16 protein-coding genes and 1 other RNA gene are annotated in these 20,378 nt (G+C 59.5%); 1 reads left to right on the forward strand and 16 read right to left on the reverse strand.

Going from position 1 to position 20,378, the window contains the following annotated elements; genetic code table 11:
• Window positions 1-86: 86 nt before the first annotated feature.
• The 4 genes from rpsI to ssrA form a co-directional block, all read right to left on the reverse strand.
• The gene (rpsI, locus tag DWY05_RS07040; protein WP_022094634.1) at window positions 87-482 is read right to left on the reverse strand and encodes a 30S ribosomal protein S9; all 396 of its coding nucleotides are present in this window, start codon (window positions 480-482) and stop codon (window positions 87-89) included.
• Window positions 483-484: 2 nt separating this feature from the next.
• Window positions 485-928: a 50S ribosomal protein L13 gene (rplM, locus tag DWY05_RS07045; RefSeq protein WP_022094635.1), complete on the reverse strand. Its 444-nt coding sequence runs from the start codon at window positions 926-928 to the stop codon at window positions 485-487.
• A gap of 193 nt (window positions 929-1,121) precedes the next feature.
• Window positions 1,122-2,000, reverse strand: a complete 879-nt coding sequence (locus DWY05_RS07050; RefSeq protein WP_117821011.1) for a patatin family protein — start codon at window positions 1,998-2,000, stop codon at window positions 1,122-1,124.
• Between the two features lie 359 nt (window positions 2,001-2,359).
• Window positions 2,360-2,723: a transfer-messenger RNA gene (ssrA, locus tag DWY05_RS07055) on the reverse strand.
• 237 nt (window positions 2,724-2,960) lie between these two features.
• On the opposite strand from ssrA, the gene DWY05_RS07060 reads away from it, so the two are divergent.
• Entirely contained in the window at window positions 2,961-3,395 is a 435-nt protein-coding gene (locus tag DWY05_RS07060) for a hypothetical protein (protein ID WP_117821012.1), read from the forward strand.
• Window positions 3,396-3,453: 58 nt separating this feature from the next.
• Here DWY05_RS07060 and DWY05_RS07065 read toward each other — a convergent pair whose 3' ends face one another.
• The 12 genes from DWY05_RS07065 to DWY05_RS07115 all read right to left on the reverse strand — a co-directional run bounded on the left by DWY05_RS07065 (window position 3,454) and on the right by DWY05_RS07115 (window position 20,157).
• Entirely contained in the window at window positions 3,454-3,969 is a 516-nt protein-coding gene (locus DWY05_RS07065; RefSeq protein ID WP_158563732.1) for a PIN domain-containing protein, read from the reverse strand.
• Window positions 3,966-4,319, reverse strand: coding sequence for a hypothetical protein (locus tag DWY05_RS09945; RefSeq protein WP_158563733.1), 354 nt, complete (start codon window positions 4,317-4,319; stop codon window positions 3,966-3,968). Before DWY05_RS09945 ends, DWY05_RS07065 begins: the two co-directional genes overlap by 4 nt.
• A 143-nt stretch (window positions 4,320-4,462) precedes the next feature.
• On the reverse strand, window positions 4,463-6,478 hold the full coding sequence (locus DWY05_RS07070; protein WP_233511295.1) for a heavy metal translocating P-type ATPase: 2,016 nt from the start codon (window positions 6,476-6,478) through the stop codon (window positions 4,463-4,465).
• Between the two features lie 78 nt (window positions 6,479-6,556).
• Entirely contained in the window at window positions 6,557-6,802 is a 246-nt protein-coding gene (locus tag DWY05_RS07075) for a DUF6110 family protein (RefSeq protein WP_022094642.1), read from the reverse strand.
• A gap of 543 nt (window positions 6,803-7,345) precedes the next feature.
• A complete protein-coding gene (gene gatB / locus DWY05_RS07080) occupies window positions 7,346-9,022 on the reverse strand; it encodes an Asp-tRNA(Asn)/Glu-tRNA(Gln) amidotransferase subunit GatB (protein ID WP_117837228.1) in 1,677 nt (558 codons plus the stop codon).
• Window positions 9,022-10,536, reverse strand: coding sequence for an Asp-tRNA(Asn)/Glu-tRNA(Gln) amidotransferase subunit GatA (gene gatA / locus DWY05_RS07085; protein ID WP_117837229.1), 1,515 nt, complete (start codon window positions 10,534-10,536; stop codon window positions 9,022-9,024). The genes gatB and gatA overlap by 1 nt, the downstream gene beginning before the upstream one ends.
• On the reverse strand, window positions 10,536-10,847 hold the full coding sequence (gatC, locus tag DWY05_RS07090; RefSeq protein WP_117837230.1) for an Asp-tRNA(Asn)/Glu-tRNA(Gln) amidotransferase subunit GatC: 312 nt from the start codon (window positions 10,845-10,847) through the stop codon (window positions 10,536-10,538). Before gatC ends, gatA begins: the two co-directional genes overlap by 1 nt.
• Window positions 10,848-11,173: 326 nt before the next feature.
• Entirely contained in the window at window positions 11,174-12,091 is a 918-nt protein-coding gene (locus tag DWY05_RS07095; protein WP_158563734.1) for a class C sortase, read from the reverse strand.
• Between the two features lie 282 nt (window positions 12,092-12,373).
• On the reverse strand, window positions 12,374-12,523 hold the full coding sequence (locus tag DWY05_RS10035) for a hypothetical protein (RefSeq protein WP_022095061.1): 150 nt from the start codon (window positions 12,521-12,523) through the stop codon (window positions 12,374-12,376).
• A gap of 610 nt (window positions 12,524-13,133) precedes the next feature.
• Complete coding sequence (locus DWY05_RS07105) at window positions 13,134-14,876, reverse strand: isopeptide-forming domain-containing fimbrial protein (RefSeq protein WP_158563735.1); 1,743 nt, start codon at window positions 14,874-14,876, stop codon at window positions 13,134-13,136.
• A 114-nt stretch (window positions 14,877-14,990) separates the two neighbouring features.
• Complete coding sequence (locus DWY05_RS07110) at window positions 14,991-16,661, reverse strand: SpaA isopeptide-forming pilin-related protein (RefSeq protein ID WP_158563736.1); 1,671 nt, start codon at window positions 16,659-16,661, stop codon at window positions 14,991-14,993.
• The gene (locus DWY05_RS07115) at window positions 16,654-20,157 is read right to left on the reverse strand and encodes a Spy0128 family protein (protein ID WP_117837235.1); all 3,504 of its coding nucleotides are present in this window, start codon (window positions 20,155-20,157) and stop codon (window positions 16,654-16,656) included. Before DWY05_RS07115 ends, DWY05_RS07110 begins: the two co-directional genes overlap by 8 nt.
• Window positions 20,158-20,378: the final 221 nt, after the last annotated feature.

The following is a 20,378-nucleotide window of genomic DNA, read 5'->3' on the forward strand; positions in this document are numbered from 1 at the left end:
CCACCCTAGTCGAAAAAGAAAAGCGGGACCCGCCGAGGAATCGGCAGGCCCCGCTTGTACATTGTATCTCGAAAGGAGATAAAACCTTAGCGCTTGGAGAACTGGGGAGCGCGGCGGGCCTTCTTGAGGCCGTACTTCTTGCGCTCGACCACGCGAGCATCGCGCGTAAGGAAACCGGCCTTCTTGAGGTCAGCACGGTAGTCGCCAGCGTTCAGAAGAGCGCGGGCGATGCCCAGACGCAGAGCGCCGGACTGACCGGAGATGCCGCCGCCATCGCACAGAGCGATAACGTCGAACTGACCGGCGGTGTCGGTCACCTTGAAGGGAGCAAGGGCGTTCTCAACGAGCTGATGACGGCCGAAATACTGCTCGGCGTCACGCTTGTTGATGGTCACCTTGCCGGTGCCGGGGACGAGACGGACGCGGGCGACGGCGTTCTTACGACGGCCGGTACCCTGGTAGACAACGGTGTTCTCAGCCATCTTTAAGCCTCCAGCTCAATCTTCGTGGGGTTCTGGGCAGCGTGCGGATGCTCGGCACCAGCGTAGACCTTAAGCTTGGTCATCTGGGCACGGCCGAGGGTGGTCTTGGGCAGCATGCCGCGAACGGCGCGCTCGATGACCTTCTCCGGGTGCTTCTCCATAGCCTGGCGGAAGCTCTCAGCCTTGAGGCCGCCGTTGTAGCCGCTGTGGCGATAATAGGTCTTCGTGTCGGCCTTGTTACCGGTAAGCTGGACCTTATCGGCGTTGATGACGACAACGAAGTCGCCGCAGTCGCTGTTGGGCGTGAACTGGGGCTTGTTCTTACCGCGCAGGATCATTGCGATCTGGGTGGCAAGACGGCCCAGGACAGCACCATCGGCGTCGACGAGAACCCAGTTGCGCTGGACCTCGCCCTGCTTGGCGTAGTGAGTCGATTTCGAAATCACTTAGACTCCTCCATGTACAGTACGTGTTGTTACAGAGATTCACGGGGCTCTGCAAGTAACCCGTCCATATTACCCCGCTCGCCGTACGAGTCAACAGGTATTTTGGCTCCGACCAGAGTTTCTGCACATGTCATCCACGAGCCGTGATTTTTCCAGCTCTTTAGCTGTTCTCATTTTTGAGAGTTCGCCGTCGCTAGCGCTCAACGAACTCTTGGATTTCCGCGAGCAGGCGCTTCGCCTCCTGACGGCCCTGGATATACAGGTCCAAAAGCTTTGCCGAATCGTGTTCGACATGGCCGACCTCGACCGGCTTTTGCGGAGCGATGACCAGCGCACGACCCTCGCGTTCATACTTCCACAGGTGCATGCGCTGGATGTTGTAACGGTCGTGGCGCGTCTCGATAGCCTCGAGCAGATAGGGGTAGTCGGCATAACGCGCACGCGCGGCAGGCAAAAACTCGTAGGGCTTTTTCTCATACGAGCGGTCCTGGGTGACGATGACGACCGCACGGTCGAAGCCCGCCTCCTCGAGCACATGCTCGATAGGAACCGAATCGGCCACGCCGCCGTCGACGTATTTGTGCCCGTCAATCTCGACCGGCGGCGTCACCAGCGGCAGCGAGGTCGAGGCGCGCACGGCGTCGAGATCGAGCACGGCGCTTTTGACCGGGAGGTACGTGGCGGTTCCAAAGAGCATGTCCGTCGCGACGGCGTACATCTCGATGGGGCTCGCGTCGAACGTCTCGCTGTCAAAGGGATCCAGGCGGTCCTGGACATCGTTGAAGATAAAGTCGTAACCCACAATGGAGCCCGTGGACGCAAACGATGCGGCGCCCATGAAGCGGCTGTCGTTGCAGAAAGCCAGGTTGATGCGGTTGGCACGGCCGATCTGGTGCGACTTGTAGTTCACGCCGTTGAGGGCGCCGGCCGATACACCGTAGACAGCCGGAATCTCGACGCCAGCCTCCATGAGAACGTCGAGCACGCCCGCGGTAAATTGCCCGCGGAAGCTGCCGCCCTCCAAGACGAGCGCGACCTTGCCGGCGTTCTTTGCCTTATCTTCTGCAGTCATATTGACCTCCTGCGATTGCGTTTTGGCTTTCTTCTACCCAGTTTTGGAATGGAGGGCGCATGGGTTTTGGAGCAGAGTTCGATTCTCCGCGGTTTGGGGCTTGCGTTGAAGCGGGGCATGGGCAGCCGGAGCTTAATCGACATCGCATCGATATTGGGTTGGGGCTTTGCGCGGAGAATCCGTGTATTTGCTTCGCAAATACGCACCGGCTTCGGCCGCCTGCCGGCGTCCTCGCCCGCGGGCTAAAAACGCTTACGCGTTTTCTTTACGCCCGCGCCCTGCACAGAGTTCGATTCTCCGCGGTGCGGACAAGAAATAAAAAGGCAGGTAGATATGAGTATCTACCTGCCTGTTACTTATGGTGGAGGCGCGGAGAATCGAACTCCGGTCCACGAAAGCCCCCTGATTGGCATCTCCAAGCTCAGTCGCTGGTTTAGTCTCGGACGCTTTGCGCGCAGCGACACGCTCGCGGCATCCCAACCGGTTCGGTCTTAGCCCGCGCCATACCGATTACGTGCGCAGGAGCATTCCCCTAAAATGACGTCGCGCCGGTGTCGGGGAAATCACCGGGTTGACGCGCCGCTATAAACTAAGCAGCGAGAGCCATAGGCTCAAAAGAAGAGTTGTTGTCAATTCAATTTGACGGTACCCCTGTTTAACGAGGCGAGGAGACCTCGGCTTGCTTCCTCTCTCAGAGCTATCGTGTCGAAACCAGTCGCCCCCGAATGTCGGGAAAGTCTGGATGGCATTGGGCACGAGCACCCAACACCCGTCGACTTTTCAAGGAACATACGGGGCGAGCCCCGCTTGTGAAGTGTTATCTTACCACGTTCTGAAAGCGGACAGCTGTTCTATGCACGAGCTGTGAAGACCCCAATGTGCGCCGCACTTCACACTTTTGCTACCGATCGCGTCACGTATATTTTCGCCAAGCAAAATTGACCCGTCGAAAGGACCGTTATGGATACCAAGCAGAAACTCGTCAATGCCCTCGCAGGCCTGGGCTCAACCATTACCGAAGCTATGGATGTCATCGAGGGCTTTGTACCGTGCGGACATCCCGCCCTCACGGTGTCGAACGCACTCGTCGCGCTGGACGCTGACGATGATGCAGCTCTCGCCCAGCAGCTTGAGACCGTCGAGGGCTTTATCGACCACGTGAGTGAGAACCGCGGCGTGACCGCCTACCACGGCATCGAGGTCGAGCTCACGGGTCCCAAGGCCGATCTGTTCGCAGCAATCCGCGAAGTAGGCGCCCTTATGCAGACCGCAGGCGTCAAGAACACCCAGGTCAACGAGTGGGTCTACCGCAGTCTGGCAGCACTCGACAGCTCCGACGAAAAGGCAGCTGAACAGCTCGCAGAAAGTCCCGCCATCAAGGCCGCACTTTTGTAAATAGCAGACGCGGGCCCCTTGGCGCATCGTCGTCCAAGAGGCCCGCGAACAGTTCGCGTCAACCGATAGCCGCGCCGCCGCGTTTGGCCAAAGCAAGAATCGGCATCATTTGGCGCGGGGTCTTTGCTGCAAGATCGGCATGTTCGAGCAGTTTGTGATCGTTGGTCACCAAGTAATCGACCTGCGCGCGCTTGCACGCGGCGAGCACCAAGTTGTCCTCGTAATCGCGATGGAGCGCTAAGTATTTGTCAGCCAGCCAAAGGTCCGACGCATCTGCACCCACGGCCGTGGCGTTTTCGGTCATGTTCCGAACAAACGCCAGCGCCGCATCGCCAATTGCACGGGCAGATGCCTCGTCAAGCGCTCCCCCGCTGGCAAGAACGCTACGCTTGAGCTCGTGTTGGACAACGTACAGCACGTCCTTGGCGATATGCACCGGAAAGAACAGCAATGCCCCCGTCTCCGTCGCCTGTCCAATAAACGCACGCGCGGCAAGCGACTCGGCATGGTCGACGCAAAACGAATCAACCCATACGTTGGCGTCCACCATTATTTTGAGGGGAGCCCCGCTCACAGGATCATCCCCTTTTGGCGATAGCGATCGTCCATGGCCTCGGAATAGATTGTGTCCCAATCGCGATCGTCGGATACGGGCGACGTAGCGATGCCCAGGTCCGCGTAAAGCTGATCCGCCGCCGCCCATGATGCGGCGAACGGAGTATCGGGTGCGACGGTCTGCTGCCGGTCGTCGACGGCCGCAAGCACTTCCTCGCACTGCCCGCCACCCTGCGCAACCTTGGCCACCACCTTTTTGATGAGCTCGGGCAGCGAGGCGCCCGAAAGCCGCAGCGCCTCCTCGGCACGGTTCTTGACCTGGCGATCTACGCGAACGTTCACCTGTGCCATGCCGCTAACAGCACCCACGTCGTTCCCGCTCCCTTCAATTGCTAGCTTTGCTAGCACCACTATATAAAGAAGCTAGCACATGGTCAAATGCAAAAGACCTGCGCTCGGACGACACCGATGCCGTCTGGGCGCAGGCCAAATAACGTGGGCGAACACGTCTGCTAACGCAGGTAAGCCTTCGCGTTACTCAGGCTGTAGGCAATCGTCGAGCCATTGTGCAGCAGCGACGACACCTGCGGGGTAATCGCACCGGTAATGCCCAGTGCCAAGAGTGCTGAGTTGGTGAGCATCACCTTAGAATAGGAGCTCGTCAGACGATCAACGAGGCCCTGGCTCATGCGGCGCAGACGCACGATCGCGGCCAGATCCGTATCGGTCAGGATGATATCGGCGACCTCCTTGGCGATGTCGCTTCCGCCACCCATCGCCAGGCCCACGTCGGCCAAACCGAGCGCCGGCGAATCGTTGACGCCGTCGCCCACCATGGCAACGTGGCGCCCCTCGCCCTTAATGCGCTCAACATACGCGTACTTGTCCTCGGGCAGCAGCTCGGCCTTAAACTCGTCGACGCCGGCCGCGCGAGCAATGCGCTCGGCCGTACGCTCCGAGTCGCCCGTGAGCATGACCACGTGCTTGACGCCCAGCGCATGTAGGTCGGCGATGGCCTCGCGGACCCCGGGCTTGAGCGGATCCTCGATGCCGAGCACGCCCACAACGGTGCCATCGACCGCCAGATACAGCGGCGACAGGCCCTGCATCTGGGACTCGATTTGCTCCTTAATGTCGGACTCAAGCTGCGCGCTCTCATCCTCAAATACAAAGTGCGCGGAACCGATGATGGCGCGACGCCCTTCGATGGACGAAGCGATGCCGTGCGCCACGATGTACTCGACGGCGGCATGGCGCTCGCGGTGCTCGAGCCCGCGCTCGCGTGCCGCATTGACCACAGCACGCGCCACCGGATGCGGAAAATGCTCCTCCAAACAAGCAGAAAGGCGCAGGACCTCGTCCTCGCTCCAGCCATCGGTAGTGAGCACACAGGCAAGACGCGGCTGTGCCTCGGTAAGCGTGCCGGTCTTATCAAACACAATGGTGTCGGCCTTGGCAAACGACTCAAAGTACTTGGCGCCCTTGACCATGACACCCATCTTGGCAGCATCGCTCATGGCAGTCATGACGGCGACGGAACCCGTGAGCTTGAGTGCGCACGAGTAGTCGACCATCAACGCCGCTGAGGTCTTGATGAGGCTGCGGGTGGTAAGCGCAACCAGGCCCGCGAGCAGGAAGTTCCACGGGACGATCTTGTTGGCAAGGTCCTCCATATGCGACTGGCCCTCGGACTTGAGCGAGTCGGCCGTCTGCACGAGCGAGACGATTGAGCGCAGCTTGGTCTGCGCCGTGTTGGCACGCACGCGCACCAAGATGCTGCCGTCTTCCACGACGGTACCGGCGAACACGTCGTCGCCCACGCTGCGCTCGACGGCCAGCGACTCGCCGGTCAGGGTCGCCTGGTTGACCATAGCGCTCCCCTGCTCGACAACGCCGTCGATGCAAATGGACATGCCAGTGCGCACGGCCACCAAGTCACCGGGCTCAAGCTCGGTCGCGGCAACACTTACCTCGGTGTCGCCGACGACCTTTTGCGCCTTGTCGGGCACATCGAGCAGCGAGTTGATGAGCTCGTTTTCGCTCATGGCGCGGGTGTAGTCCTCGAGCAGCTCGCCCACGTTGAGCAGGAACATTGTCTGGCCCGCGGTGTCAACATCACGCTTGACGAACGAAATGCCGATGGCCGAAGCGTCGAGCACAGGAACGGTCAGGCGCGGCTGCGCGAGCTCACGGAGGGCGGCACGCAAAAAGGCCATGTAACCGGCCACGACAAACACCGCACGCAGAGGCGTGGGCAAAAACCAGCGACGTGCGTAATGGGCACCGACGAGTGTCGCCAGGTCCATAACGAGTTTGTGCTTGCGCGGCTCAAGTTGCATCACGTAGCCCGACTTGGCATCGGCGATAGCTTGGGCATCGAGCGCACCCAAGGCGTCGAGCACGCCCGCACGACACCGCTCGTCATATTCGAGCGCCATCTGGCCGATGCGGCCGTAGACGCGCACCTTGCGCACGCCGTCGATGTCGCCGCCAAGCTTAAGAAGTGCATCGAGATCGCTCTCTGGCACAGGGCCCGCCAATTGAAGACGGGTCCTGCCGGGGATCTCGCTGATAATCGAGAATCTCATAGTTTGTGCCTGGGAGCGTTACTCGGCTGCCTCGTCAGCAGCGGCCTCGCTCTGGGTGATGTAGGCAGCCTCGGCAACCATGTCATCGACATTGGCCTTGGCCTGCTCGACCATGTCCTGGTAGCAGTTCTTGACGCGCATACCGCACGCGATGCCCTGCACGCAGGCATTCTTTACCGGAGCGCTGGTGAGCAGCTTGATGCCGGCCGTGCCAAGCAGAAAACCGCCACCGACAAGCAGGGTATTGAACGTCGACTTCTTCATGTTGCTTCTCCCTTTTACCGCATTGGACGCGGCACGGTGCCTCAGCACCCGAGTAAATAAGTTTGCTCGAGCACACTTTTGGAAAATAGTTTAGTATATCTAACTATTGAGGTCAACAAAGGTTAACTTTTTGGAAATCTTGGGGCGCAATGTGACCAAGGAGACCGCCCCTGCGCCACATCCACAAAAAAATGAGGGCGCCAACGGCACCCTCATTCACCAAATACAATTCAGCCTACCTGACCCGAACGGCCGAGTCGTAGCTGAACCCGGGAGCCCCGGCAGGGCGGGTGCTTGCTCAAAATGAGTTCCCTTCAAAACAATGGGCGTGCCGACGGCACGTCCATTCACTCTATTCCATTCAGCCCGCCTGACCCGAACGGCCGAGTCGTCTTGCCGTGGAAGCCCCGAGTCGCCGGGGTGTTTGCTCCAAATGAGTTCCGCATGCAAAGAAGGCCACTAAATGTGGCCTTCGTCTTGCATAGGACTGTTTGAAATTTGGAGGAAATACCCCGGCGACTCGGGGCTTCCACGGCCTCGCAGCTACGAGAGCGACGTTCTCAGCAACTCGTTGAAGAGCTTCGGGTTGCCCTTGCCGCGGCTCGCCTTCATGCACTGGCCCACCAAAAAGCCGATGACCTTCTGGTTGCCGTCGCGGTACTGCTGCGCCTGATCGGCACAGTTTGCCAGCACCTCGTCCACGATCGGCTGCAGCGCGCCGGCATCGCTCACCTGACGCATGCCGCGCTCGTCGACGATCTTGTTGGGGTCGTCGCCAGTCTGGGCCATGGCCTCAAAGACCTCGTGCGCCTGGTTGGAGCTGATGGCATCGGTCGCCAGCAGCTTGGCAAGGGCTGCCACCTGAGCCGGCGCGATGCCGGACTCGGCGAGCGACACGCCCGCGCCCTTAAGGTAGGCGATCATCTCGTTCACCAGCAGGTTTGCGACCGTCTGAGCCTCCTTGCCAGCCATACCGGCAGCAGCGGCCTCAAAGAAGTCGGCAAACTCGGGGTCGCCGGCAATCTGCTCGGCGTCGGCCGTCTTAATGCCAAAGTCGGCCTCAAAACGGGCGCGCTTGGCATCGGGCAGCTCGGGGATCTCGCCACGGCAGCGGTCGATGAACTCGTCATCCAGATCGAAGGGCGCCAGGTCGGGATCGGGGAACAGGCGATAGTCGTCGGCCGCCTCCTTCACACGCATGACAACGGTGCGCTTGTGGCTGGGCTCCCAGTGGCGGGTCTCCTGATAGATGATGCCGCCCTCCTCGAGCACCTCGGCCTGGCGGCAGATCTCGTAGGCAAGGCCGTCATGCAGGCTCTTAAACGAGTTGAGGTTCTTGAGCTCGGTCTTGGTGCCCAGCTTGGTCTCGCCGCGGCGGCGCAGCGACACGTTGCCGTCGCAGCGCATCGAACCCTTCTCCATGGAGCAGTCCGAAATGCCCAGCGTCACAAAGATGCGACGGAGCTTCTCCATAAACAAGCGAGCCTCCTCGGGCGTGCGCAGATCGGGCTCAGTCACGAGCTCAATCAAAGGCGTGCCGCAGCGGTTGTAGTCGACGAGCGACTCAGCCGCGGCGGTAATGCGGCCCTCGGCACCGCCCACGTGCACCATCTTGGCGGCGTCCTCCTCCATGTGGATGCGCAGGATGCGGATGGGCACCGTGTAGGAACCGTCCTCGCGACGCTCGGGCATCTGCAGGTTGGACGCGTCATAGCTGGCCAGGTGGCCGGCGCGCTGGTTGCCCTCGCGCATGGTCGACGTCATGGACGTGGACAGGCCCTCGGCGTTGGCCGAAGCGCTCGCCAGGCTCTGGGCCTCGGCCTCGCCAAACGCGCAGTCGGGGCGCTCGGCGGCACCGCGACCGGTCACGTCCAGGTCCAGGTGACCGTACATGGCAAAGGCGACCGGACCCTGCGTGGTCTGGAAGTTCTTGGCCATATCGGGATAAAAGTAGTGCTTACGATAGAACATCGAGTGGCGCTGGATCTCGCAGTTGGTGGCGAGACCGGCCTTGACGATGCTCTCGATGGCGCGCTTGTTGGGCACCGGCAGGGCGCCGGGCAGGCCCAGGCACACCGGGCACACGTTGGCGTTGGGCTCGTCATCGTGGCTGAGCTTGCAGTTGCAGAACATCTTGGTATCGAGTGCGGTGAGCTCGGTATGGATCTCCAGGCCGATCACGGCCTCCCAATCCTGCAGGACCTCGGAAAGCTCCTTCATTACAGCTCGCCTCCCTTCCCGGCAAAATCGGGCGCGACGGAAAGCGCGGGCGCACCCGTGGCGGCATCGGCAAAGCCGCGCTCCAAGGCGCGGGCAAACGTGAGCAGCTGACGGTCCTTAAAGGCGGGTCCCACCAGCTGGGCAGAAACGGGCAGTTGAGTATCCTCGCCCAGGCCCAGCGGCACCGAGATGCCACCGTTGCCGCAAATGTTGAGCGAAATGGTGTACAGGTCGGAGAGATACATCTGCGTGGGGTCGCTGATCTCGCCAAACTTAAAAGCCGTGCGCGGCGAGGCGGGCATGAGGATGGTGTCCACCTTGGCATACGCAGCGTCGTAGTCCTGCGTGATGAGCGTGCGGGCCTTTTGCGCGGCGTAGTAGTACTTGTCGTACACGCCCGAGGAGAGCAGGTAGGCGCCGAGCATCTGACGGCGCTTGGCCTCGGCGCCAAAGCCGTGGGCGCGCGACAGCGAGCTCTGGTCGGACAGGTTGGCGCAGCCTTCCTCCTGATAGCCGTAGCGAATGCCATCGAAACGTGCCAGGTTGGAGAACGCCTCGGCCGGGCCGATGACGTAGTAGGCGGCGATGGCGGCGTCCAGGTGCGGCAGGTCGACCTCGACCAGCTCGGCACCCTGGTTCTGCAGCTCCTGTGCAGCACGCTCAACAGCGGCCTTGACCTCGGGCGTCAGGCCCTCGGCCTCCATAAACGCGGGGATGATGCCCACGCGCTTGCCCTCGATGCTGTCGTTGAGATGCTCGGTAAAGTCGACGGCGCAGTCCTGGCTGGTGCAGTCGTACGGATCGTGGCCCGCGCCGGCAAGCGCATTCATGGCCAGCGCAACGTCCTCGACCGTGCGGCCAAAGGGGCCCACCTGATCGAGCGACGAGCCAAAGGCAACCACGCCATAACGGCTCACAGCGCCATACGTGGGCTTAAAGCCCACCACGCCGCACAGCGACGCCGGCTGGCGAATGGAGCCGCCGGTGTCCGAGCCCAGTGAGAGCGCGACCTCGCCCGCAGCGACGGCGGCAGCGGAGCCACCCGAGGAGCCGCCGGGCACGCGCTCGGTATCCCAAGGGTTGTTGGTGCGGTGGAACGCCGAGCTCTCGGTGGAGCTGCCAAAGGCAAACTCGTCCATGTTGGCCTTGCCCATGGGCAGACAGCCGGCATCGAGCATGCGCTGAACGCAGGTGGCGGTGTAGACGCTCTGGTAGTCCTCGAGCATGCGGGAAGCGCAGGTGGTGCGCGTGCCCACGAGGTTCATGTTGTCCTTGATGGCCAGCGGCACGCCCGCGAGCGGGGGCAGCGGCTTGCCTGCGGCGCGGTCGGCATCCACGCGCGCGGCGGCCTCGAGCGCGAGCTCGGGCGCCACCTGCAGGAATGCCTGGACCCCGCCCTCGCGCGCCTCGATGGCGGCAAGGGAGGCCTGAGCCACCTCGGTAGCGGTAAAGTCGCCGGCGGCAACGCCCGCGGCGATCTGGGCGGCGGTAAGGGAATCGAAGCTCTGCGCCATTACTCGCTCTCCCCCTCTCCCAAAATGGACGGCACGCGGAAGTAGCGGTCGCGCGCGCTGCCGGCGTTTTCGAGCGCAACGTCGAGCGGCAGGTCGCGCTCGGGCTCGCGCAGGTCATCGCCCATCACGTTGGACAGGCTTCCGATGGGATGGAACGTGGGCTCCACGTCGGGCAAGTCATATTGCAGGACGGGCTCGAGCATCTGGACGGCGTCGTTTATGTAGGACGTCATCTGGGTGAGCTCGTCATCGGTCAGTGCGATCTTTGCGTACTCGGCGATGCCGCGCACGTCTTTCTCGCTGAGTGCCATAGGCGCTCCCTTCCGCATAACAGATAAACCGCTCTAGTATACAAGGCAACGCCGCTTGGAGCAGGTGCTTTACCCAAATGCAGCGAAAACGTAACGAGGGCGGCAGGTTGGCAGGCGGCGGGCTGGCGGTTCTGCAGCAAAACCGCACCGTCCATAGCGAAAACCGTCCCGCCCACAATGAAAACCGTCCCGTCCGCAACGAAAACCATCACAACATTCGATGTTTTTCGTCAAAATCGAGATTTTCATCGAATGTTGTGATGGTTTGGAAGCCCCCGACCACCACAAAGGTGCCTGTCCCCATTGTGGTGATTCTGGAGAATGTCCTATGCCGAGGCCTTGGCCTTGCGGCGCTTGCGGACCGCGTGGATCACGATGTCCAGCAGCAACAGCACAATGGCTACGACCACGATGAGCACGGCAAACTCGCGCTTGCCCCAGTGGCGGCCGGCCAGCGACTTTTGCTTGTCGACGTCCTTCTTGTTGTACTTGGTGCGCACGCAATGCACCAGCAGGCGATGGTCGTTCACGCCATAGGGCGTGCAGGTGACGAGCGTCACTTTGTCGGCGCCGGGCTCGATGGTCAGCGACTCCATCTCCTCGGGCAGCACGACCTCGGAGTCCACCATCTTGTAGGCGAGCGTCTTGTTCATGGTGTGCAGCAGCACTAGGTCGCCGGGCTCCAGCGAATGGATGTCGTCGAACATGCTCAGGTTGCGCATGCCCGAGTGCGCGGTGAGCACGCAATGCGTCGAGGTGCCGCCCACCGGCAGGCTCGTGCCCTCCAGGTGGCCGACGCCCGCCATAAGGACTTCTTCGCTCGTGCCGTGGTAGATGGGCATGCTCACGTCGATGGAGGGGATCTCGACCCAGCTCATCATGGGGTCGCGGTCAAAGATGAGCTGCTGGGCGTAGGGCTCGATCTGGTCGGCGGGAAGCTCGGTGGCCTCGCCCGCCAGCTGCTCGTTATAGGAGCGCGCCTGGAGCAGAATGCGCTCGCGCTCCTCGGCAGACAGCGCGTCCACGGTGCTGGACACGGTGCTGATCTGGTTGAACACGCCCGAAGCCTCGAGCCGGTCCAAGATCCACGGCCAGGTCATAAGGCCCACGCCAATAAGGATGATGACGATGGTGATGAGCCGGTCGGCCCAGCGCGGCAGCCGCTTGCGACGGCGCTTGGGCTTGGGCTGAGGTTTGGGCTGAGGGCTTGAGCCACCGTTGGCCGCGGCGTTATTGCTCTTCATATGTTTGGCGCCCTGCACCATCGCCGGTCACTCCTCTACAACTCAAGTTGTCTAAACAAATAATAGCTGATTAGCGGGCTCATGCGCCTGGCAACGCAGCTAGACTGCACCGTCCAGTCGAGGATAAGCCAGCATTTGAGTTTTCAAAATGTCCCGGATCGGCGGGGCGATTCGGGATACAATATCAATGGAAAACGACGCACCCCGCGTAAATGTTTGGGAGCGCGGGCGGCCTAGTTTTCAGCTTTTGTTAAATGCCCGGGCCTCTAACCCCGGGCATTCTTATTTGCGCTTGCGGCGCAAATGCCGTCCACCGTCCGCACCGCGCGTGCGCCTACGGACCTTAAACCGAACCTCATACGAGTCAAGAAACGCGATGACGAACGTGCCCACCGCCGCGAGGGCGGCGAGCGCGTTAAGGAATTTCAGCATTTGGGGACCTCCGATCGAGTCGTCGGCCGCCCGCGCACGGGATGCGTCGCAAAGCCATTTTACTGCGAGTGTATGCACCCACAGCTGGTAAACGCGATTTTGACAAACATTTGTTCGATAGTTACACACACGGTTCCTCGCCCAGCGGAGCCTGGCCGCATTGTCCGGGTTTGCCCGACGTGTTTGCGTTTTCAAAATGTCCCGAATCGGCGAAGCGATTCGGGATACAATAGCTACAGGAAACGACGCATCCCGCGTAAGTACTTAGGAGCGCGGGCGACCAGTTTCCGGTGTTGTTAAATGCCCGGGCTCCGAACCCCGGGCATTCTTATTTGCGCTTGTTGCGGCGCAAATGCCTTCTACCGTCCGCACCGCGCGTGCGCCTACGGACCTTAATCCGAACCTCATACGAGTCAAGAAACGCGATGACGAACGTACCCGCATCGGACGGTGGAGGCTGGCTGCGTTGTCCCAAAAAACGGGGCAGACTCCAGTGTGGAGTCTGCCCCGAAAAGAGAATGGCAAAGCAAGAACGTGGATGGACGAGAAGAGTGTCCGCAAGTCTCATGGCCATCACATCCCACCTGCCAAAGGGATGGGTGAGCGAGCGTTACTCCTGCTCGGACTCCTCAGCCTGCTTACGGCTGCGGATGAGGTGCGCCACGCCGATGCACAGCACCGCGCCACCAGCGATCCAGGTGAAGGTCACGCCGTTGAGACCGGTCAGCGGGAGGTTGGAGCCCTTCTTGTTCTTGACGGTAAGGGTGACGGTACCGTCCTCGACTGACGGGGTAACCATAGTGGCAGAGTCACTCTTCTGCACAGTAACCTTCAGCGTATTTACAGCTGTTTTTTCGTCGAGCGCCACACCCTCGTCTTTATCAAGACCCTCAGACGTGATTTTGAAGGTAAAGTCGTCCAGCGTATTGTAGCCAGGGTTGCTGCCCTCGACCTCGTGCACCGTGTAGGTACCAGCATCGAGACCCTTGACATTAATCTTGCCGCCATTCGCTGTTTTGAACTCATAGGCCTTATTGACAAGAGCGCCATCGCTGCCGACATACATACCCTTGGAGCCAGCATCGTCAGGATCGGTTGCTTGGATGGTGAACTTTACATTGTCAATTTTAGTATCATCAGAATCAGCATCCTGCTTGATAAGCTCAAGCGCGTAGGTGTAGTCACGGACGGTGTCGGGCACAGACTCACCCTTTCCTCCGCTCATGGGATTGTTGGAATAGATGAGCTTAACTTCGTTGTCGTTGCCCGTGCTGCCAACGGTAACCTTCTCAGCCTTCGCGGGATTGAGTTTTGCGGTGTAAGTGACGACGACCTTGGAGTCTTTGGTAATGACAATTGCAGGGGAGTCATCCTTAGCGGTCACAGTCTTCAGATTTTCAAACTTAACCGTCAGAAGATTATTGTTTCCAGTCGTATCGTAATTAACCGCGCCATCAGGAAGTTGAACCTCAGTTCCGGTCGTATCGTGGTCATTCGCATAAACCGTAACCTTGACCGAATTTTCGTCGGCAATTAGACCGGCAGAGAGTTCGTCGTGGAACTCGTAGTAATAGGTGCCGAACGAGGCAACATTTTCGGCAACGGTGCCGGTCAGCTGATAGTGAACAACCTGGCCAACCTGTGAGTCAGCCTTGTCGGCCCAATCGCTGCCGAGCTTGTCGTCCTTAATCTTCTTTGTAACCGTAGGAATACCGGTCTTCTCGGTAACCTCAACAGCATTGCCGCCCACGACAGCGAAGATCGGCGAAGTGCCAGTCTGCTTTTTGCCGGAATAGCTATCCGCAGTGCCGATAGAGTCAACGTCCGTCAGGAAGAGATAGTAGCCAGAGTTATCAAATGACACTGAGATGTCCGCGGCGAAAGCAGCGGTAGAAGCTCCCCTTGGCGTGACAGGAGTAGTGTCCTTGACCAAGCTAGCAATCGTATCGAGCAAATCACCATTGTTCACAATCTGAGAAGCATCCTGGAGATATGTGGCCATCCAGTCGGCGACGTCCTGTGCAGAGGGAGTCCCGGGAAGCTCGCCGCCTTTCTCGTCACTCCTTATGGCGGTAATGATGCCATTCCTAGCAGTGTCAGATAGTCCGTCGGCCCAATCGACGTTGGACGCGACCTTCTTCCCGTTCTTGTCCACGACATCGGCCTTAAAGATCTGGTATGCCTTGTACTTCACATCGCCGTTCTTAGTGTTCTTATTGATGGTGATGCTATTGGTCGTGGCAGCCGCCGCATCTGCAGCAAACGCCATGGTCACCGGGGCCATGACACCACCGAAGCTCAGCGCTGCTGTGAGGCCGGCGGTTACTGCCAGGCGTGCGATGTTCTTGCTCATGCTCATCTTCTTTTCCTCCGTTTTCCGCTTGAATTCCATTCGATCGGTCATCATCTGTCTGTGTCTTAGCATCTGCTTCGCTACGTCTCGCCCCGCTCTCTGTGGGGCTGCCAGCTACTCTTTATGGCTGCCACCTCCCCGCTTGACCAGGAGCGCGACCACGATGAGCGCGGCTCCGGCGACCGCTGCGGCGGCCGCGGCGTACATTGCCATATCGCCAGTCGAGGGCATAAAGCCTCCGGTGGTAATGCTAGGGGGTGTGCCGGTGGGCGTGTTGATGAGCGACGCCTCCAGGCTGCCCGTCGACCCGTCCGCGCTGTCGGCGCGCAGGGGCGACTCGGCCGTGATGGTGAGCTTGGGCTTGGCGGCGGCCACCTGGTCGACGTCCAGGCCCTCGGCCTTGACCGTCACGGAGCGCGTGCCCTCAAAGGCGGTGTAGCCCTTGGGCGCCTTGAGCTCGCGGAACTCCAGCTTGCCCGAGTCCACGCCCGAGACGGTCACGCGGCCGTCCTCGCCCGTGGTGACGGTGGCCTTGCCCTCCGCATCCCACGTGCCGTCGGCCGCCAGCGTGCGGCCGCGGTCGTCGGCGATGCCAAGGACCGCCCCGGGTAGCGGCTTGTCGCCGTCGCTGCCGCGCTTGGTGAGTGCGAGATCCCAGGTGTAGGCGCACGCGTCGTCGCTCGGCGTGCGGGTGAAGCCGGCATCGCCGGACTGGTCGGCAAAGGGAGAGCGCGGGTAGCGCAGGTAGACCTCGTTGGGGTTGCCCTTGGCAATACCGTGGTTGCAGCCACCGACGAGCGGCGCGTCGTACACGGCGACCACGCGGGCGCCAGCGGCGAAGGCGTCGGCCCCGCCGAGCGTGGCGATGAGGTCGCCGGTGCGCACGGTGAAGGTCTTGCCGTCCGCCGCTACCTTGGTGGCGCACTGGGCCGTGATGTCGGTCCAGCCCTTCGCGGCCTTAGTGCCGGCGCGCCCGTCCTTGCCGGCCGAGACGGCGTCGAAGCCGCCGTCCGCACCCGCCGCCACGTACACGCGCATGCTCGCGGCCACCTTGGAGGGATCGAGCCCCGCACTCATGGTGTCGACGAACCGCACCGTATAGGTGTCGTAGGCGGTAAGACCCGCCGGGACCGTGGCCGAGAGGCGCCAGTACAGGTCGTCGCCGACCGTGGCGTCGGCGGCCTTCTGCCATGCGGCGGTGCTGTCCTCCAGCACATGCTTGGCGACCTTGGGGGTCGCCGCCTTGGGCTTGACGGTGACGGCGCTGCCGCCGACCAGGGCCATGATCGGCGCGGTGCCGGCCTCGTTCTGGGCGATGGCGTCGTCTTTGGCGACGATGAGCCAGTAGCCGCAGGGCAGCTCGGCCGCCGTGCCCGCGTTAAGGGCCACGGACACGGCGCCAGAGCTCTGGAGGGAACGAGCGAGCTGTGCGCTCAGCGCGCTCGTAAGGTGGGAATCGGTGTTGAGCCACTCGGCAGCTTCCTGCGCGGTGGTCTGGGAATTGGGCATGCCGGCGCTGTGCAGCACAGGCAGCGCGGCGTCGCGTGCGGCGTCGCTTGCCCAGGCGAGGTCGGTGGCAATCTTGGCGTCGCTGTCGCCGTCGCCGACGTTGGCGCTAAAAATCTGGTAGGCGTCGTAGCTGCGCGCCACGGTGCCGCTCACCGTAATGGAACCGGTCGAGGTCGGCGCGGCCTGCGCGGATGCGGGGAACACAACCGCGCAGGTGCCGATCAAGAGGGCAAGCAGCGCAAACAAGATCGGGAAGGAGCAAACTTTCTTATTCACGACGCTCGCCTCCCTTCGCATTCGCCTTGCGACGAATGTGCATCCAGGCCGCAGCAGCGCAAAGCACCGCCGCGCCGGCAAGGTACGTCAGAGTGACGCCCGACATACCAGAAAGGGGCAAAGAGGTGGAGTAGGTGTTGGTGAAGGTGGGGATGGACTTGTCGGTGAGGTCCTGTTCTTTGGCATGGGGGTCTGCGTTCCACTTGCCATCGGAGTCAACGGTTCCCTTCCTGTAGGTCACCTTCGCGGGGACGATTTTGCCATTTTTCTGATCCGCCATCGTGACGTCAAGCTTATAGACCGAATGATCAAACTTGTAATGCGAGAAAATCGAGCTATCGTCCTTCTCGCGCATGTAGTACGTGAAGGTCTTGGAAGCGCCACGACCCGTAGAGTCACCAGCAGTGTAGGGACCCTTCGTGATATCAGAGAGCGTGTACGCAATCCCCTTATCAAAGACGAACGGAAGCGTCTGCTTCTTTTTATCGCCAGAGGTCACGGCAGTGCCGACGATGTCTTCGTCTCTAAATCTGCTGTCTTTCGCAAGTTGAAGCGTAAACTCCTTCATCTCGCCACCCACAACGACCTTAGTCGCCTTAGGAGTCCAGGAGCCGTTGGAGGAGTACGGAGTGTACTTATTGGTGAAGGTCTTTCCCCCGTCGGGGTCGACAATCGAATAATAGCCTTGCTCGTTCTTTTCCAACGAGTTAGTTGAATCTCCCAGACTCACGCTTCTGATCGTATAGTTGTGAACGTAAAGAGTAACGTCCAAGTTTGGATCTTCCCTGCTCGGCACATTCATGAGTGACGTTTGGTTGTCCTGAACCGTCACCACAATCTTGTACACGGCTGAGTCGTACGTGATGTCGGGATCGTACGTGATGCCGGGATCATTGCCAGCATTTTCGACCAAATAGTATGTAATCTCGTTAGCCTTAACAGTCTTATCAATGAGCTGTTCGCCAAGGTCAAAGGTGATGTTACCGTTCGCATCATTCTTGGCGGTTCCGACCAAGGTGCAGCCGCCATTGTTGAATTTCTTGTCATTCCAAAATGGCTCCGTCGCGTCATCCGAATCCTTACGGTAGACCGAGAAGGAGAACTTGTCTTTGTCGAACTTCATGTTTTGATTGGTCTGCTGATTTTTCAGCGCCTTGGTTGCCTTCAACTTAAGGCTCGGATAGACGTACGTATCCTCAGGCACGCCTAGGTACAAGTCGCCATTCGACATGATGCCGCCACCATGGTCCCAAGAATAGTTGCCCGTGATGAAAGTTGTCACTTTAGTACCCTGTACTAAGTCAGTCACCGCTTTATCCGTGGCTCTAACATCCGAAGTCAGACCGATGCTATTTTTTACCTGAGCAACACCGTTGGCGGGGATGCTGATGCGATTCTTTAGCTCAATGCTTCCCGAGTACTTGGCGTCTATATCGCCAAGCATCTTGCCGGATACCACTGCGACCGGCGTATTGTGATCCCGCGCTGCGAGGAAGAAATCGGCATGACCGGACTCGCGGAACGTGAGCGAATCGTATGCATCTCTATCTTCAGTCTTATTAGTATCACCAATACCACCACCTGAAAGATGGGGCGTATCGTTATTACCGGAATTATACTCTGTGTTGTAATCATTTTTCCAATCGTGCTCATCTCTGGCAGACGAATTACCAAAGATTGCCGTGCCCTTAGTGTTCGTTACCAACGTCTTGCCCGTCGGGCAAACTGCAACGCCACCGCCATAGCCGCCAGCGGTATTGCTGCTTATATACGAGTTGTATACAAACAGCCTGCCTGCGTTAACCGCGTTTTTCGAATCACCCTGAACAAAGATGCCGCCGCCGCCCCAGTCAAAGCGAGACATGCAGCAGTTGTTAGTGATGTAAACTTTGCTGCCTGGAGTGCCGTTGTTGTCTGGAGTGTCGCCAATCATCGCGTCAACCTTCTGGCCCACTCGGATGCCGGCACCTTCAGATCGGTAGCTCACGTTAGAGGCAATAATTCCTCCCGTAATGTTGAGCCATGTCATTTCCTTGCGAGAACCGTCTCGCCATTGATCGGTAACATAAACGCCGCCGCCGGCTTCTTCAGAATAATTGCCAGTAATCTGGCCACCGGAAATGGTGACTTTCGCTCCATAGTCGGCAGCAAGGCCGCCGCCGCCGTGGTTACCGCTGCCATCCGTGCCGCAGAATTTAGACATTCTGTTATTCGTGATATAGCCGCCGGAAACGGCTACGCTGCCGCCTCTGGCCATAATGCCGCCGCCATAGCCAGGTTGATCGCTTTCCCCATTGAGCGTCGCATTGCCCGAAATAACCGCATTTTTCGAAATAGATACGCTCGAGCCGTTCGAGTACACGCCGCCGCCATTGGGAGCGTAGTTGCCTGCGATCACGCCACCGGTCAGATCAAGGGTCGTACCTTCATCTTTGAGTTCGATGCCTGCACCTTGGCTCCTAGAGGTTGCACCGCAAACGTAGCCACCGCTCATATTGACGGTGGAGCCGTTCTCGGCATAGATGAGGCTGCCGACATTGCAGTCCTTTTTCTGCGTAAGCGTACCGCCCAGAAGGTTAAACTTGCCGTGATTGTAGACGTTAATGAGCCTCAACGCGGAACCCGTGGGCGCAGTTGAGACAATTGCACCCTTGATGTTGACCGTATGTGTTTCAAGCGTTTCCGCCGTGCTCGTACCGCTAGCGGACGACCTGGTTACGTAATAGGTGAGCGTGGTCGGGATGTCATCGTTGTCATAGCCGTCGACCTTGCCATTTTTGCCATAATTTTCGCTAGTAAAAGTCTGGTCTTGATTCTGCAGCGGCTGAGAGCCAACGATCTTATCCTCACCCGGATTATTATCCTCACCCGGATTAAAATCCGTGATTGTAAACTCAGCACCATTGCTCACACTGAAAAGCGGCTTATCATTGATCGAGTGCTTTATCTTGCAGCCATTAAGCTTAAGGGTGATATTGCTATTGCTCCTATTGAGAAAAATCTCGTCGTTGCAGACAATGTCCTCCGTCAGCTTGAAGCTGGCCGTTTGACCCTCTAGAACACCCTGAAGCTTATCGCGAAGTTCGGTTGCACTAGCTATATCCTCGGCGGCCGTTTTAGCCTGCTCGTTTTCCGCAGCCGTAACAACGGTTTCACCATCCGAAGTCGTTGTACCCTCGTTCTGCTGCCCTTCCTCGGACTGTCCCTCAAGCTGGGCATCGTCGCCAGACTCGCCACCCTCTGCGTCGTCACTAATCTGGTTTTCGGTATCCCCATTGTTGGTGTTGCCTACATCAGTAGACTCACTTGAGGAACCCCCCCCCGTCACAGTTCCCTCGGTAGAAACCGTCTGGGCGTCATTGGTAATGGCCTGCGAGATCGGAGGCATGACGAGCGACAGTACCAGGCTCAACACGGAGGCTCCGCACAAAACGCCTGCCAGTACACGGCGCGTCGCTTTATTACTCTGCTTAGATTTGTCCGAATTCGCTTTCATCGATGTCTCCTCCCCAAGAGACCGCGATCTTGCTCTTTCACTATCAAGCGTATCTGCGCAATCTGTAATTGCGCTCGCTAAGTGATGCAATTATAACGATTGTTTAAACATCTGAGCAGCAAAACCGACATTTTTGTGCAAGTTCTTAATTCTCTTGACATTTACTCAGATTTACCTTCGTTTATTCGCTATCTATTTTTTGTTTCTACTGGTAATTGAGT

The sequence above is a fragment of the Collinsella sp. AF23-4AC genome (assembly GCF_003462685.1).
Lineage (GTDB): Bacteria > Actinomycetota > Coriobacteriia > Coriobacteriales > Coriobacteriaceae > Collinsella.